This window comes from Moorena sp. SIO4A5, from assembly GCF_010672005.1.
GTDB lineage: Bacteria > Cyanobacteriota > Cyanobacteriia > Cyanobacteriales > Coleofasciculaceae > Moorena.
In genome coordinates, this window is record NZ_JAAHHZ010000005.1 from 14,362 (window position 1) to 31,169 (window position 16,808).

Consider the following 16,808-nt stretch of genomic DNA (forward strand, 5'->3'; position numbering starts at 1 on the left):
TCGCATAACAAACATGGTAGGTTTACTGGATTGGGAAAACTTAGCAACAAAAGGCATGAAATTGTTTTCTATGCTTTTTGAAACTCTAACCACTTAAGAAGATTGAAACTCGGCAAACCTTACTTCCTCAAATTCGTTTTTCCTAGCTTATCAGTGATGGATCGCTACATCGCTGCTGAACTCATCCCACCGTTTCTATTTGGTGTTGGCGGGTTTTCATCTATTGGTGTGGCTGTGGGTAGCCTGTTTGATATGGTAGTCAAAATCACTGAGTTAGGACTATCTTGGACAATTGCTGCCCAAGTCGTGCTCTTAAAGTTTCCTGAGTTTATGTCCTATGCCTTACCCATATCAGTACTGCTCGCGACACTAATAGCATATTCTCGCTTGAGTAATGACAGTGAGTTAATTGCCCTGCGCAGCTGCGGTGTGAGTTTATATCGACTAGTTGCCCCTGCTCTGGTGCTCAGCCTAGTGGTCACGGGGATAACTTTCCTCTTCAATGAATTAATTGTTCCAGCGGCTAACTACCAGGCAACTATAACTTTAGAAAAAGCTCTTAATCAGGAAAAACCCGCTTTCGATGAAAACGGTATTCTGTATCCAGAGTATCAGACTTTTACCCAAACCAATGGCACAAGTACTCAGACAATCAAACGCTTATTCTACGCCAATGGATTTGATGGTCAGAGAATGAAAGATATGACTGTCTTGGAGTGGTCTAATCTGGGTAAGTTGAAGAAAATTATTCTATCGGAATCAGCCCTTTGGAACTCTAAGCAAAATACCTGGGATTTTTTCCATGGGTCAATTTATTTTATTAGTCCTAATACCTCTTTCCAGAAAATAGTAACCTTTGATCATCAACAAATCCCATTTCCTAGAGCACCCCTTGATTTAGTCACTAAAGCCCGTGACCCTTATGAGATGAATATTATTCAAGCCATAGAAATGATTAACTTGCTTAAGGGAGCTGGCGATCGCAAAAAACTCCGGATGCTGCAAGTGCGGATGCAACAAAAAATTGCTTTTCCATTCATTTGTATAATCTTTGGCTTAGTGGGAGCAAGCATGAGTATTCGACCTAAACGAATTAGTAAAGGGACTAGCTTTGGGGTCTGTTTAATCGTAATTTTTGGCTACTACTTACTGAGCTTTGTAATCGGAGGTTTCGGTATAGCGGGAATTCTATCCCCAGTTTTAGCCGCCTGGTTACCTAATTTATTCGGTTTCGGAGCAGGAGGATGGTTATTGTGGCGATTGGAGGGTAATGGTTGATGGTAATTTTGAGTAGGGAGTAGGGAGTAGAGAGTAGGGGGAATAAAATTGACTGTACCTCATAAGTACGATCGTCAGTATTCACCCTAATACTTACATTAAATTTATCACCTTGGATGTTAATTTAAAATTCTGTAAGCATTCACGTGCGTTACACTGTTGTTTTTTTATTCGCTCAAGGGTAAGTATTCAATTCGGTCTTGATATTCCTTGGGAAAGGAAGCTCCAGCAATAATGATTAGCTCTGCGAGGGTTTCTCCAATATGATTGGATGGATCGATTACAAAAATCCCCGGTACGTGCCGACTCTCTGCGAGATGGTCTACTAAATGTTTAGGCATAGATTTCCGATTGTTTGTTACTAAAATAAAATCATGAATCTCACACCAGATTAAAATCTCTGGATCGAGAGTTCCTTTAGGAGGAGCGCCTGGATCGCCGATCCTTCTGACAATAAGTTCTGGTGCTTGGCGCATCAGTTGGGTTCGGTAAAGGGAGGCGATATGCTCGTCCAGTAAATATTGGATCGTCATACAGCGCTCTTCGCTTGGGATGACTCTCGCTCCAGAGCGGCTTCTGCTTTCAATTGCCGGAACCTCTGTCGTGCAGGAGAAGGATTCTGTTTTTGTTCTTCTCGTTGTTGGCGGCAAAACTCTAGCCAGTCAGCTAAGTAAGCGCTGACCTCTTCTTTGTTGTGTAGATAGTAGAGAATAGTGGCATGAACCTGTTCTAAGGTAATGGTGTCAAATTGTTGGGTAATTTCTTCAGGGGTTCTGGCGCGGTAGATATATTCGTAGAGGACGCTTTCGATACCAATGCGGCTACCTTTGATGCGAATGTCGTCAGAGGCTAGGAAGTCGAAGTAGTCTTGGATTTCCATGGCAATTTGCAATTAATAAAAAAAGTTTTAAAAAAAAAATATGAGGCGCGAATACAATTTTTAAGTAGATGTAAACTACATTTAATTTTACCGTTATTATTTTTTTTAAGTCAACCTATTCGTTTATAATGGAAACGTGATTGCTAGGGATAAATCAAACTTTTGACCATTGTTTTCCTGGTAAGAATCCAATCGTTTTTTAGCATCCCCAGGATCGATATCGAGGCACGTAAGCATTAGGCTGTTCGCGTAGCGTGCGCGTAGCGCATGAGCTTAGATCTGAATGCTTACAAAATTGTTAAAATTGAAAATAATCAATGGCTATTAACCAGTTGAAATTTTCAATTTTAACTAATCCCAGTTATTCCTAAACTAACCCCAGTTAGTTCTAAACTGCGACAGCAGTCGCCTTCAGTTCAAAAATCATATTGATTACATCTTCTACTACCTTATCAGGAGTAGACGCTCCAGAGGTTACTCCTACTACTATCGAACCAGAGGGAAGCCAATTTCGTGCTACTTCCACCTCCTGATGCAGGGGTTTATGCTCGATTTCATCAGCAGAAATAATCCGGTTGACACTGTCAATGTGATAGGATGGTAGTTCTCGCTCAATCGCAATTTCTTGCAGGTGAGTGGTATTGGAAGAATTAAAACCACCAATCACAATCATCAAGTCTAGCTTTTCTTCCACTAGCTCCAACATGGCATCCTGCCGTTCTTGGGTGGCATCACAGATGGTATTGAAGCTTTGGAAGTGATCGTTTAAATTAGACGTACCATATTTCTTCATCATGGTGCGCTCAAAAAGTTTGCCGATCTGCTCGGTCTCGGTCTTGAGCATAGTAGTTTGGTTGGCAATCCCAATCCGCTCTAAATCCTGCTCCGGGTCAAAGCCAGCTGAGATAGCGTTTTTAAATTTATCGAGAAATTCCTCCCGGTTGCCACCATTGAGAATGTAGTTGGCAACGTATTCCGCTTCTTGTAGATTCAGCAGCACTAGATATTTTCCGGCAAAGGAACTCGTTGCTACCGTTTCCTCGTGTTTATATTTGCCGTGAATAATGGAAGTGTACTCTTTTTTCTTATGCTTCTCTACCGTATTCCAAACTTTGGACACCCAAGGACAGGTAGTATCTACAATCTTGCAGTCTTTCTCGTGGAGCAGCTGCATTTCCTGAACACTAGCACCGAATGCTGGTAAAATCACTACATCCCCAGCACCGACAACAGAGAAGTCTTTCTTGCCATCCTCAACGGCAATAAATTTTACTTCCATTTCCCGCAAGCGCTGGTTAACAGAGGGGTTGTGAATAATTTCATTAGTAATCCAGATCCGTTCATTGGGGAAGTGGGTGCGGGTTTCATAAGCCATGGCTACAGCTCGCTCTACACCCCAGCAAAAGCCAAATGCTTCTGCTAGCCGGATGGTCACATCTCCCTGTTGCAGCCGATAGTTCTTGGCACGAATCTGTTCAATCAGACTGCTTTGATATTCCGATTCCAACTGAGAGGTAACTTCGGCTTCGTGACCAAATCCTTTACGGTGGTAGTTATCTGATTTTTGGAGTGAGCGCTTGAAAGCTTTTGTATCCATTGAGCTATCTGAATAAAATTAATTATCAATCACTGCTATTACTATTAATTTACTTTTAATCAACCTTGACCTTAGTTACTATAGCAATCCTAAATAAATTGTGATAATTTTTGTTCCCTACTCCCTTCTCCCTACTCCCTGCTCCCTGTCCCCTTTGCTATCGGAATAGCTAATCCTTCTTGGAGGATAAGTTCCTCAAAGATTTGTAAACCATAGCGCCAGACTAAGTAACCTTGGGGACTCAGATGCAAGCCATCGGTACTAAGCTCAGGTTGCAGGTTGCCCTGACTATCAGCAAAGAGGGGATAGAGATTTAGATAAATCGCTCCTTCTGCGTGAGCGATCGCTTTTAGCTGCTGGTTCAGATTTTGGATGCGACTGTTGGGGATAGTAAGTAAGCGATCGCGTCCTTCCCAGGTTGCCTGTTCAGCACCATGGGGCAAAATCGATTGAAGGACAATCTTAGTTTCGGTATGGGCTCGCCGCAAGTAGCGAATCGTTAGCCGTTGGTTTTCTAGAATTGCTTCATCCTTGACCCCCCGAATTAGGTCATTGATGCCAATCATCACAAAAATTGCTTCTGGCTTAGTCTGATCCAAAATATCTAAGCGCTTGAGCAACCCTGCTGAGGTTTCCCCAGACAGTCCTTGATTAAGCCAGTAGCGTTTTGGGGGTAGCAGTGCATTGGGAAACCATAGGCTTAGAGAATCTCCCAACAGGACTGTTAACTGTTCCGGTTGTTGATTAGCCACTACCTGAGCTTCCTTCTCCAGCAGTGCCAGCCATTGTTGGTAATTTAACTGGTGTCGTGGCCCTAATTCAATTACTGGCTCAGGGGTAGGATTTAAAATTCGGGTAGTTACCACAGGATGGCTAACTGGATCTGACTTTGACTGGTGATACTCACCCAGTAGTAACCAGGTGAGAGTCACAATCATAAACCCATTGGCAGCAAGGGATATTAAAGCCCAAGGTGGACAACGCTTCAACTCAATGAACAAAAAATTTGCCTTATTTCTGTTCTAACATCCCTGAGGGCAAAGGTAATACCATCAGTTAACAGTTAACTGTTTACAGTTAACTGTTAACTGTTCACAAAACCTAGTTAAAAGCAATCGGCCATATCAGCAAAACGGTGACAGCTCCCACACTGACTCTTTGAGTTCAGTGTGGGCTTCCCAGCCAATCCAGCTATTGCTTAGGAGGCGCTGGGCTTTAAGAACGGACTGCCCTGCCGCTCTGTTTTTTTGGTCTTTTGTTTAATAATGTTTGACCAACTTTCCAGCATTTATGGCCTTTGGCCACGCTACGCGAACGGCTTTGAAAGTCAGTATTCCCAGTATAACACATAGATTGGTCTTTTGTGAAAGACTCTGTGCAAAATTCATCCCTGGAGACGAAACCGATAGATAGGGTCGCCTTAATCAAAAAGTTTTAACCCTTTTACGCATAACCGACTAACCATAAAGGCGACCCTATCCTTACGGTAACTTTAAACACTCATGCTGCGCATGTTCGTTGTGGGGCTTCTTTTGCCGGAAGCTAAAATTCAGAGCTACTAGCCATGTCTGTAGTACTACTGAAGTTACCCATGCTAGAACTAGGGATCACACTGGATTCCTTGACAAATCCAGCGTAAGCTTCCATACCGTGTTCGGCAATATCCAAGCCTTCCAGTTCTTCTTCTGGTGTCACCCGGATACCGAGGGTTAGTTTCAGCACGAACCAGACGATGCCACTAAACAGCACCGTGAAGCCCCCAATCGCTAGAATACCGATGATTTGGGTGCCAAGCTGACCAGCACTACCAGCGGTGAACAGACCTGAATCTTTAGCGAAAAGTCCAACGGCTAGGGTTCCCCAGATACCATTGACCAAGTGGACTGAAATTGCCCCTACCGGGTCATCAATTTTGATGTTGTCAAAGAAGGAAACGGAGAATACAACAATGATGCCACCAATAGCACCAATAATCACTGCTGAGAGATAAGTGACATTGTTACAGGGAGCGGTAATTGCCACTAATCCTGCCAAAATCCCGTTAATGATCATTGACAGGTCTGGCTTACCATCTTTTAGCCAAGCCGTCAAGGTAGCAGTAATCCCACCAGCTGCTGCGGCTAGGTTAGTTGTTACTGCAATATAGGGAACTGCCTCACTAGCAGCTAACTCAGAACCGGGATTGAAGCCAAACCAGCCGATCCAGAGAATCAAGCAACCAAGAGTGGCAATACTCATGTTGTGACCTGGGATAGCACGAGGTTCACCGTTTTGGTACTTACCGCTACGGGGTCCGAGGAAGGCAGCTCCCATCAAAGCCGCCCAGCCACCAACGGAGTGAACCACGGTTGAGCCAGCAAAGTCTGAGAATCCCATGGCACCAAGCCAACCATCACTGCTCCAAACCCAGTGTCCAGTGATGGAGTAGGATACCCCAACAATCAGGATGCTGAAGATTAAAAAGTCTAGGAACTTAATCCGTTCAGCAACAGCACCGGACACGATGGTGGCAGCAGTTCCAGCAAAAGCAGCTTGGAATAGGAAAAATACCGATATCGGTAGACCTGCCGGAAATGGATCTAACCCATAGGTAGCGGGCTCTTCACTGTTGAGGAAAAAGCCCGACAGTCCAATAAATGCGTTGCCTTTGCCGAACATAAAGGAGAAACCAATTGCCCAAAACGCAATGGTTGCCAAGGCAAAGACGATTAGGTTCTTCGAGAGAATGTTTACCGCATTCTTCTGGCGGCAGAAGCCGGTTTCTAGCATTCCGAATCCGGCATTCATGAAAATAACTAAAATAGCAGCTACCAATACCCAGATAGTATTGAGAGTTCCCTGAATTTCTGCTGGGGTAGGTGCCGCACTATCCTGGGCAACAGCAGCTGTATGCCAAACTAGAATAATTATCCCTGTCAGGGGAATACAGGCGAGCCAGTAGGGGGAAAAGGATTTTGCGATCGCTTTGAATGGCTCTAGATAAGGATAATCCCACGATGAGCGGGAGGCTTGGTGAGCCATAGGTCGCCTAGATTTTACTAGGGTACCTTTGTTTTTCATTGTTCGCTGAGATTTTGAACTTGTCATAATAAGCGTTAACTTACCTCTCTTTTAGATACACTTCCTCACACTGAGAAACTTCAGGAAACAAATTGTAAAATTAGCCACCGAAACCTAAGAGTCCATCGTTTTTCAAGGACTCATCATGACCTCACCCTGCTACCTTTACATACCTGATTGCTAGATGCTAGACCCCTGTCTGCGCCAGTAATCAGGGAGTTTCGTCAGCTAAAGCCTCGTCTTAAGACAAAACCCTACAAATAACTGGGACTATAGTCAAGGGAATTAAAGCATTATTTGAAATTTTTAATGAAATATTTCATTAAAAATTTCTGCAGGATACACCCTCTACATTGGTAGAGTTACCTGGTTAAGGGGATTTCAAACAGGACTTACACATTTGCACCCTAAATTACCCAATTATGGGTAACTGTGACATCATTACACACCATAATTGGGGGCTAGGGGGGCGAAATAAACTTCACCGCGTAAGTCCTGTCAAAGTGCGAACGCCACTTTGTCGCACTCAGCCCCCTGTGAGATGCTGCACCTCCAACTAACGGTTTACAAATTAATCCAGTTCTAGGTTCGAGTAACTGTGTTTTCTTGGTAGAAAATTGACCAAGCAATTTCGATAAAACTGTTACACGATACATGGTTATCAACCTCTCGTGTAAAAGTGATTAGTCCCCAAGACCCAAGTTTAGCAAGATGTCCCAACTACCACACACTAATGCTCACGAAAGTTTTCCGATAATCCGAACTGGGGAAGTATAACGGAAGTGCTTACCAGCTAAACGCGCTTGTGGTCTAGTCAACCCTAAGAAAGTGTTACCGCTTTCTTAGCCCACTTACATCCTTTCGGATTAGGTGGGGTTATTGACTAGTTGATAGCTTTGTATTTGAGGTGTTTTGATATAATATCTTTTTCTGTTATGATTCTGTATCAATAGATACTGTTTTTCACAAAAAATGAGCGTATTCAAAATTAGGTAGATGCCATGTCTAGTCGGGGATCTCATTGGGTGTGGAGTTGGGTGTGGAGAATTGGACAATCTCACGGGTATAAGCCGATCATGGTAAAACTATAAGAATGGGCATACTGTAGACTAGGCATGTATTTGATATGCTCAACGGATTAACTATGGAATTGTATAGATAACAGCAGTGAATCGAATTGACCAGGAATTGGCAACCTTAGAGGAAGCCATCATCCATTTGGCACAGGAATTCCAAACAACCTACTCTAACTATTTGACCTTTTTAGGTCAATGCGTGGGGCAGCAGCTGATTATGGCTGCCTATCGGATTTGCACTCAAGGGTATCCTGAGTCTTTTCTAAATTTGTCGGTTAACAGTAAGCAACAGTTACAGCAATCCCTACGAAAGCTGGCTCAAGAGACTCAACAACAGTTGCCATCACTCCTCGAACAGTGGCAAGAGTCAAGGTCAGCTACTACTGATGACTCTAATCATGACTTGGATCATGATCAGAGTCATGATCCAAGTCATGACTCTGAAAATTCTGAAATGTCTTCATCTACAGAAGACTCTTCATGGTTTAAAGCTCCAACCGAGCCATCACCAGCAGCTGAGTTAACGAGTAACCCACGAAATAGCATAGAAAAACTGGAGCAATGGCTCAAGCACCTAGACAGTGGGATCACCAAAACCATTCAAGATGTCTCTGTGGAAGCTAATCGGCTATTGCATAAATGCTCTATTATACCAGACAAATTCCCCCAAGAAATCCTAGAAGCAGCGGTAAAAGTCGAAGCATCTGCGGTCGAAACGGCTGAATCTCCTAATATTATCAAAATAATGATGGAAACTAAAGGTGATCGGGAAACCGATGAATCCAGATTAACCCGTATTATTGCCATTAAGCTGCGCTTATCTGAGATAGAGTTTGCTGAGCCCAACTTGACCCCTGGACGTAATAAAATTAGAGATCTATTAGCTAAAATGAGTCAACTGAAGCGAGAGTATTACAAAAAACAGCGGCAAAAGGCAGTTGCTCAAGCCGAAGCAGCATGGCGTGCCAGCTGGTTTGATGATTAAACTGAGGTAATGATCAATGACTAATGACTAATGACCAATGACCAATGACCGAATTACCAGATTGGGTGCGATTGCAAAAAGCCCTGTCGGTAGAAGCAAGAGTTGGCTTTACTGATTTGGAAGGGAATCAATACCGCTTTAGTGAATTCCTCTGCCTCAGTTTTAGTAAGACTCCTAATGTCCTCACATCAACTGAGAAACGGCGTTGGCAGGAAATCGGCAATCAGTTTGCCCGTTATGCTCAGATGACGCTACAGCAAAGGCAACATCTGGTAGCTGATACTCGCCGCTTTCTCAACGACCTCCAGCAGGACACTCAACGCCGTTTAGCTAAAGATAAATCTCAAACAGAACATCCTATGGTCAGAGTGCCTAAAACCAAGCCCTTGGTGGAGAAACAACAGGCATCCTCAGAGCTTGGTAGTAAAAAAAACCTTGACCTACCACTGGCTAAGTTGGCAGCGGTGGGTAGTAAAAACAGTGAGTATTTAGCACGTCTGGGTCTGCACAAAGTGCGTGACTTGCTATATTACTACCCCCGTGATCATGTTAACTATGCCCGTCAGGTCAATATGGCTGACTTAGTACCTGGTGAAACAGTTACTATCATGGGTACAGTGAAGCGCTGTAACTGTTTCAGTAGCCCTCGTAATAAAAAATTAACTATTTTAGATATAGTCTTAAAAGACTCTACTGGTGAAATTAAGCTCAGTCGTTTTTTTGCTGGCTTTCGTTACAGTAATCGTAACTGGCAGTATCAACAAAAGCGGCGGTATCCAGTGGGAGCAGTGGTAGCTGCTTCGGGTTTGGTAAAGAAAAATAAATATGGGATTACTCTAGAAGACCCGGAACTGGAAGTATTAGAGCATCCAGGGGGTAGCATTGACTCGATGAAAATAGGTCGAGTTGTACCGGTTTATTCCCTAACCGAAGGGGTACCAGCCGACTTGGTGAGGCGGGCGATAATTGCTGCACTTCCCTACACTTCTTTGATTAAGGAACCCTTGCCAGTAACCTTTCGTAAAGAATATGGGTTGATGGGGGTTTCTGATGCGATCGCAAACATTCATTTTCCCCAAGATGCAGACACCCTTGCTGATGCCAGAAGGCGCTTAGTCTTTGATGAATTTTTCTACTTACAGCTCGGATTTCTCCAGCGCCGCCAAGCTCAGCGTAAAACCCAAAGCAGTGCGGTCATGGCTCCGATTGGTAAACTCTTTGACCAATTTCATCAACTGCTTCCTTTTGAATTAACCGGGGCTCAGACAAGAGTCATCAATGAAATTCTCAAGGATATGGAATCCGAGACACCCATGAATCGATTGGTTCAGGGAGATGTCGGTTCCGGTAAAACTATTGTGGCAGTTTATGCTATTCTAGCCGCCATCCAATCGGGGTACCAAGCTGCTCTGATGGCTCCCACTGAAGTATTAGCTGAACAGCACTATCGTAAGTTAGTAAATTGGTTTAATTTACTACACCTTCCGGTTGAATTACTAACAGGTTCTACTAAAGTTTCTAAGCGTAGAAAAATTCATTCCCAGCTAGAAACAGGAGAACTTCCTTTGTTGGTAGGAACTCATGCTTTGATTCAAGACCCAGTGAACTTCCACAGTTTGGGTTTAGTAGTAATCGATGAACAGCATCGATTTGGGGTCAAGCAACGGGCTCGTTTACAGCAAAAAGGCCAATCTCCCCATGTGCTGACTCTGACCGCTACGCCAATTCCCAGAACCCTAGCGCTAACCCTCCACGGGGATTTGGATGTGAGTCAGATTGATGAATTGCCCCCTGGTCGTCAGAAGATTCAGACTACTGTACTAAAGGGAAAAGAGAGGAAACATGCCTATGACCTGATTCGTCGAGAAGTGGCTCAAGGACGGCAAGCCTATATGGTATTGCCCTTGATTGAGGAATCGAACAAATTAGATTTGCGGTCAGTAATTGAAGAGCATAAACGACTGTCTGAAAGTATATTTCCAGAATTTAAGGTTGGGTTACTTCATGGTCGGATGAATTCAGCTGAGAAAGATAAATCACTTAGTGCCTTTCGGGATAACAAAAGCCAAATTATTGTTTCAACTACTGTTATTGAAGTGGGTGTAGATGTACCAAATGCTACCGTAATGATGATTGAAAATGCAGAACGGTTTGGGTTATCTCAGTTACACCAATTACGGGGTCGTGTGGGTCGAGGTTCTGACAAATCTTATTGTCTTTTAGTAAGTGGTTCTAATACTGAAACAGCTAGACAACGTTTGGGGGTATTAGAACAGTCCCAGGATGGCTTTTTTATCTCTGAAATGGATATGCGTTTTCGTGGTCCTGGGGAAGTTTTAGGTAAGCGCCAATCCGGGTTAGCAGATTTTGCTCTAGCTAGTTTGGTAGAAGACCAAGAGGTATTAAATTTGGCGAGGGATGCAGCAGAAAAGATTATTCTTCAGGATGAAATATTGGAGAATTACCCTTTAATGAAAGTCGAGTTAGAGTATCGGTATCAGTGGTTAATGGATGGGACAATTATGACTTAATTTACCATAGAATTATTTGATAAGTTGGGAGTAGGGAGTAGGGAGTAGGGAGTAGGGCAGAGGGAACAAAAATTAATTCTCATAATTCCTACACGGATACCTATTAATAATAGAAATTAATAATGGATAAAATGGATAAACGGTAATGGTTAACTGTAAAAGCAACTAATTAGTTTTATTATTTGGAGTTAGTTTTTGACTTCAAAGATATGGTGTATACAGGGGTTTTAAACAAGGTACTAAAGAACCCCAATTTAAAATTGCTGTAATAAGTAAACTGTATTTTGTTTGTTTATAATTTTTGGCTATACCGAACCTAGTATGCATAAATACGCGCTTATTTACCACTAAATCTGATTGGGAAGTCTATTTATAGCGCTACGCGCAAGTCAGCAAGGTTCTTGCGTCAGAAGTCAAAAGTAAGCTATGACTAAGTTTCGGAGTTTAGGAATGTCAAACATCTGAATGCGTAGTGCTATATAAAAAATCATTCTATCAGAAACTAAAACTATTACCGCATAAGGATTAGACTAATTATTTTTTAAAAGTTTTACATAGCAAGTTCGGTAGAGCCGAATTTTTATAATTCATTTATCGGTAAATGACTATAATTTTTTGAATTTTGAATTTTGAATTGGGCAAAGCAGTATAGAAATCCTCAATGAATTGTGATAATTTTTGATGCCATATTCCCTACTCCCTACTCCCTACTCCCTATTCCCTATTCCCTGTTCCCTTTACTATACTAGTCCAATACCTCAACTGTCCCCAACTGACCATCAATCCTGACCCGTTGACCATCTCGTAATATATCAGTAGCATGATTAATATCCATTACGGCTGGGATACCATACTCTCGGGCTACAATGGCACCATGGGACAGACGTCCCCCTACTTCAGAAATTAAGCCACCAGCACGAGCGAGTAATGGTGCCCAACCGGAATCGGTGTAGGGTACAACTACAATGCTTTGCTGGTCAATAGTGATATCACTTTGCAAGCTTTTCACTACTTTTACCAAACCCTCTACAAGTCCCGAACTGGCACCAATGCCTTGTAGCAGTCGTTGCTCAGACCCAGCTAAAGATTTGGGGTCAGCGGGTAAGGGAGGATTATTGCCATAAACCAGGAAAGGTACCGTAGTCAGCTGAGCATCCTGTTCAAATTTAGTGCGCCGTTGTTGCACAATTTCTGGAAGCTGTTGTCTGAGTTCCTGGTTATCACTACCTACTAGAGAGCGAATTTCGGGTAACTCCAAGAAAAAAATGTCCCCTGGTTCAACTAGTAAACCTGACAGCAGCCAGCGTGCCTCTAGAGCCAAGAAGCTCCAGCGTAGGTGAGCCATCAGCTTAGAGTAGACTTGGGTCACTCGACCTTTGAGATTCAGCCGTGCTTGTACCACTTCAGCTTTCCAGTTTTGCCCTCTAGGTTTTGGAGATTGGGGGAGTGGATGAGCTAGAAACTCAGCGAACAGCTTCCTGACCGATCGGGGGTCTTCTTGCCAGCGGGGAATTGCTACATCGGTTGCCACTTCGCTAAGGTAACCATAGCCCTCAAGAAAGCGGTCAAACTGCTCTAAAATGCTAGAACCATCTGGGATTTCTACTAGGGTGGCAAACAGAGAGGCTCCACTGTCATAGATAATCTGTTCGTGACTTAATAAATGGCGAGCATCTGCTGCGATCTTAGCCAAGGCTCGCATACTATCGACCTCTGGAGTTTTGCTGTTATCTAGTTCTTTGTCATCAATCTTGAGTACTGCCTGCCGCAAGGACATACTAAGGGGAGCAAGAATACTATAGTAGGTGGCTCGTTTCAACACCTTCAGAATACTGTCGATGCGTTCTAGGAGTTGTACTGGAGATAATTCCGACTGGGTTCTTGCTGAAAGCTGATTCAATAGCGGCAGAAAGTGGGTTTGGTAATCCGCTTCAAAGTCTTGGTCTAAACGCCATTCCCGACCGAGCAATCGTAGTAAACCAGGTAGGTTTTTTATAGTGGTATTTATCGGTGGTTTGGAAAACTTAGCTCCCCTAGTCAGAAATTCCAGACTTTCTGGGGGTAGACCCATACGCCGAAAAATTTTCCCCAACAGAGTTACATTGAAGTAAGCATGGGAATAGTGCAGGGTGGCAGTTTCCTTGAAATCCATTCCTTTAGCTCGCTTCCCCAGCACTATGGTAAAAATCTCTCCCCAAACACCGCAGGTTAGGGGACGATTAATCGACCAAGTTAGGGTTCGGATTACTCCTGGAATTACTTCCGCAGCAATTTTACGAGTCCAGGTTGGTTGTAGAGTAGTTATAGGTCGTGCTTGCAGTAACCAAAGGGTTTGACCGTCATAACTCCACTCAATATCTTGGGGAAGACCCTGGTAATAGTTTTCTAACCGACGTGCCAAAAGCGCCACTTGTTTGATTAAAGCTGGAGGGACATCACCACTGCCCTCAATCCGTGAGGAGGGCAAAGTTTCTGCTGAATCCTCTTGCTTCCCTGACTTCTGGAAATAAACTTGGTACTGCTCTGGTGTTACTTTACCCGATACAACTTGTGTAGCATATCCAGGTAGGGCTTCGACCACTACAGCTTCTCCCTGTTGGGAAATAGGGTCACGACTGAAAGCAACCCCAGAAAAAACCCCCTTGACTTGTTTTTGAATTAGCACAGCCATAGCTGTATCTGGCAGTTGCTGATCGCGACGGTATTGTGCAGCTACTGGATTACGATAAGACTCTAAAACTCGATTAATGGCATCGAGTAGTGCGGCTGAGCTGGTCACCTGCAAGATGCTTTGATACTGCCCTGCTGCTGAAGCCTGGGCTGAATCTTCTCCTACTGCGGAAGAACGCACAACCAGGGGTTCAGATTCAGAAACGGGTAGGTATTTGAGCAAAGGTTCTGGATCATCCCCTGGAGGTAGTACCCAGCCGACAGGTACTGAGTAACCAGAACGCTTCAGCTGGGATAGGGTGGCAGCTTTTTGCCCAACTTTTTTAGGGTCTAGTTTGGTGTCCAGAGAAATTACGGCACTATCGCCTTGGAAAAAATGAAACACTTTCTTTGATTCTGCTTGAGCTTCCCCACTGGGAAGGTCTAAGTCATCGGGAATTTTTTGATAAATCCAAGCTAATAATAGACTCAAGCTGGTGGCAATTACAATTCTGGAGTAATCCTGGGGATGCAATAAAGCCAGAATCACGGGAAACAATACTAAAATCACCCGTTTGCCATGTTTGGGATTGCGGAAAATGGTAAAGCTAATCCCTCCAATCAAAAATACTAGCAATGCGAGAATGGGGTCATGCCATAATACTCCCCAAGTGACATTGGTCGTCCCTGCACCTTTGCCTATCCAGTAACGACCTAACACCAACATGATTAGAGCGATCAATTCCCAGGCTGATTCACTGGGAAAGAAGTGACGAGCTAGTAAGACTGCTGCAATTCCTTTTGCTGCCTCTGAAAGTACTGCCAAGACACCAACCAGATTTCCTCCGTGGTAAAAGGCGGCTGAAACTGATATATTACCAGTACCTACCTGGGCTAGGTTATGCCTTGTCAGTACATAGGTAATCCAGGCAATCAGAGGTAGTCCACCTAAGATAGGACAGACGGTAAAAATGAGCAAGAACCCTAAAATCTGGGTTAGTGTCATGGGACTAATGGAAATCACTTAGTGAGATAGAGAGAGCTTTATAACTACTTTATAAGAATTAAATAAGAAGTATATCAAAAGTATATAATAAATATTTGGACTTACTGGCATCAAAAGATGACTAGTAATCACAACTAGTAATCACAATTGTAGTTTGTAAAATTATCTAACCCAAAAGCAAGCCAAATTGTCTAAACAATTTGCTTGATTTAACTAAAATACGAGTAAAGTATTTATATCATTTGGTAGGTATATTATTACCTGTTATAATTATAGTTTGGGTTCAATGCGTTAACCTGATTTAGTCCCTAAGTTGCTTTAATCCCCACAGCTTTTGCACAGGGGTTCTCAAGTGCGTTTTCCATAGTGAATGAGATTCCCATGCCAGCAGCCCGTAAAACCCCATCCTGCCTTCGGTAGTCACACTTTTGAATTAGTCTACGATGTTTGGTAAGGTTAACGTTTTTTCTTTTCTTTTATTTAACGATTGATAATGTAAATTGATAATATGAACAGGACTTACGCGGTTACGTTGATTTCCCCCCCAAAATTGGCAGGCTAGGGGGGCAAAATTAACTTAACCACGTAAGTTCTGTACTGGTATAGCGCTACGGGCAAGTCAGCAAGGTTCTTGCGTCAGAAGTCAAAAGTAAGCTAGGACTAGGTTTGCTGAGTTTAGGAATGTCCTAAGCTTAATGGGTAGTGCTATAAGGTGTGGGTGCGTGGATTGCGTCCCAACACCAATCGGGTAAGTTTTCAGAACTTTGCCGATAACAACAACGTGTCTAACGTTGCTGGAGGAGTTGGTAGCTTTGGCACGGCACCTCTGAATGGGTAGTGCTATAATACAGGATTTGAGCAAATCCTTATACAGATAGGTAGGTAATGGTGTGGCTAAGATTGTGGGTGTTCATGGGATTAATCAAGAATTTAGAGGTAGTAATACAATTTATGATAAGTGGCTACCAGCCCTCAAAGATGGTTTGGAGCGTGTTGGAGCTAGATTAGAGTCCGATCATGAATTTCGCTGTGCCTTTTATGGAGACCTGTTCAGAGGTCGGTCAAAATCAGCAATGGGGATACCTAACTATGACGCCAGTGATATTGACTCGGATTGGGAGAAGGAACTCCTCCTGGAATGGTGGGAAGAAGTAGCAAAAGTAGAAGACGATATTAAAGGCCCAGCGGATATATCCAGAGAAAAGGCAACACCCAGACTTGTTCAAAAGGCTTTAAATGCCTTAAGTGGTTCTAGGTTTTTTGGTGGTGTTGCTGAAAAAATCGTCATCTTTTTTCTGAAGCAAGTTGGGGGTTACTTACATAAACCAGAGTTAAGACAGAAAATTCGCGATCGCGTTGTGGAAGCCATAGATCAAGATACCCGTGTATTGGTTGGTCACTCTCTGGGGTCAGTTGTCTGTTACGAAGCCCTATGCCAACATCCAGAATGGTCAGTGGAGGTTTTTGTGACTCTAGGTTCCCCATTGGGGATAAGAGGGCTGATTTTTGATCGCCTGGAACCCTCACCTGTCTCTAATTTGGGGTCTTGGCCGGGAAGTGTCAAACAGTGGATCAACATTGCGGATGCGGGAGATATTGTTGCTTTAGAAAAAGAATTAAATCCTTTATTTGACGGGTTAGTGGAAGATAAGCTTGTTTATAATGGATCTGATGCTCACAATGCTAGTAACTATTTTACTGCATCTGAAACAGGAGAAGCTATTAAGTTGGGCTTGATTGATTAGT

General features: G+C 43.3%; 11 protein-coding genes. 5 read left to right on the forward strand and 6 right to left on the reverse strand.

What is annotated here, in order from left to right:
- Positions 1-102: 102 nt before the first annotated feature.
- The gene (locus F6K57_RS04475; protein ID WP_364301272.1) at positions 103-1,278 is read left to right on the forward strand and encodes an LptF/LptG family permease; all 1,176 of its coding nucleotides are present in this window, start codon (positions 103-105) and stop codon (positions 1,276-1,278) included.
- Positions 1,279-1,445: 167 nt separating this feature from the next.
- On the opposite strand, the gene F6K57_RS04480 is transcribed toward F6K57_RS04475, so the two are convergent.
- From F6K57_RS04480 to F6K57_RS04495, 4 genes are all read right to left on the reverse strand, one after another.
- On the reverse strand, positions 1,446-1,811 hold the full coding sequence (locus tag F6K57_RS04480; RefSeq protein ID WP_070395639.1) for a DUF5615 family PIN-like protein: 366 nt from the start codon (positions 1,809-1,811) through the stop codon (positions 1,446-1,448).
- Complete coding sequence (locus F6K57_RS04485; RefSeq protein WP_293021954.1) at positions 1,808-2,158, reverse strand: DUF433 domain-containing protein; 351 nt, start codon at positions 2,156-2,158, stop codon at positions 1,808-1,810. Before F6K57_RS04485 ends, F6K57_RS04480 begins: the two co-directional genes overlap by 4 nt.
- 388 nt (positions 2,159-2,546) lie before the next feature.
- Positions 2,547-3,755: a 4-hydroxy-3-methylbut-2-enyl diphosphate reductase gene (locus F6K57_RS04490; RefSeq protein ID WP_293065181.1), complete on the reverse strand. Its 1,209-nt coding sequence runs from the start codon at positions 3,753-3,755 to the stop codon at positions 2,547-2,549.
- A 131-nt stretch (positions 3,756-3,886) separates the two neighbouring features.
- Complete coding sequence (locus F6K57_RS04495; RefSeq protein WP_293021952.1) at positions 3,887-4,756, reverse strand: GDSL-type esterase/lipase family protein; 870 nt, start codon at positions 4,754-4,756, stop codon at positions 3,887-3,889.
- 268 nt (positions 4,757-5,024) lie between these two features.
- Here F6K57_RS04495 and F6K57_RS04500 point away from each other — a divergent pair, with 268 nt between their 5' ends.
- The gene (locus F6K57_RS04500) at positions 5,025-5,168 is read left to right on the forward strand and encodes a hypothetical protein (RefSeq protein ID WP_293065184.1); all 144 of its coding nucleotides are present in this window, start codon (positions 5,025-5,027) and stop codon (positions 5,166-5,168) included.
- Between the two features lie 129 nt (positions 5,169-5,297).
- Here the strand turns inward: F6K57_RS04500 and F6K57_RS04505 are convergent, their stop codons facing one another.
- Positions 5,298-6,815, reverse strand: coding sequence for an ammonium transporter (locus tag F6K57_RS04505; protein WP_293065187.1), 1,518 nt, complete (start codon positions 6,813-6,815; stop codon positions 5,298-5,300).
- A gap of 1,167 nt (positions 6,816-7,982) precedes the next feature.
- Between F6K57_RS04505 and F6K57_RS04510 the strand changes: the two genes are divergently transcribed.
- Together F6K57_RS04510 and recG are read left to right on the forward strand one after the other, a co-directional pair.
- Entirely contained in the window at positions 7,983-8,876 is an 894-nt protein-coding gene (locus F6K57_RS04510; RefSeq protein ID WP_293021950.1) for a hypothetical protein, read from the forward strand.
- Between the two features lie 44 nt (positions 8,877-8,920).
- Positions 8,921-11,407 (forward strand): ATP-dependent DNA helicase RecG, encoded by a 2,487-nt coding sequence (recG, locus tag F6K57_RS04515; protein ID WP_293021949.1) that lies wholly within the window; start codon positions 8,921-8,923, stop codon positions 11,405-11,407.
- A 745-nt stretch (positions 11,408-12,152) separates the two neighbouring features.
- Here recG and F6K57_RS04520 read toward each other — a convergent pair.
- Positions 12,153-15,062, reverse strand: coding sequence for a glycerol-3-phosphate acyltransferase (locus F6K57_RS04520; protein WP_293021948.1), 2,910 nt, complete (start codon positions 15,060-15,062; stop codon positions 12,153-12,155).
- 890 nt (positions 15,063-15,952) lie between these two features.
- On the opposite strand from F6K57_RS04520, the gene F6K57_RS04525 reads away from it, so the two are divergent.
- On the forward strand, positions 15,953-16,807 hold the full coding sequence (locus F6K57_RS04525) for a hypothetical protein (protein ID WP_293021947.1): 855 nt from the start codon (positions 15,953-15,955) through the stop codon (positions 16,805-16,807).
- The last annotated feature ends 1 nt before the right edge of the window (position 16,808 follow it).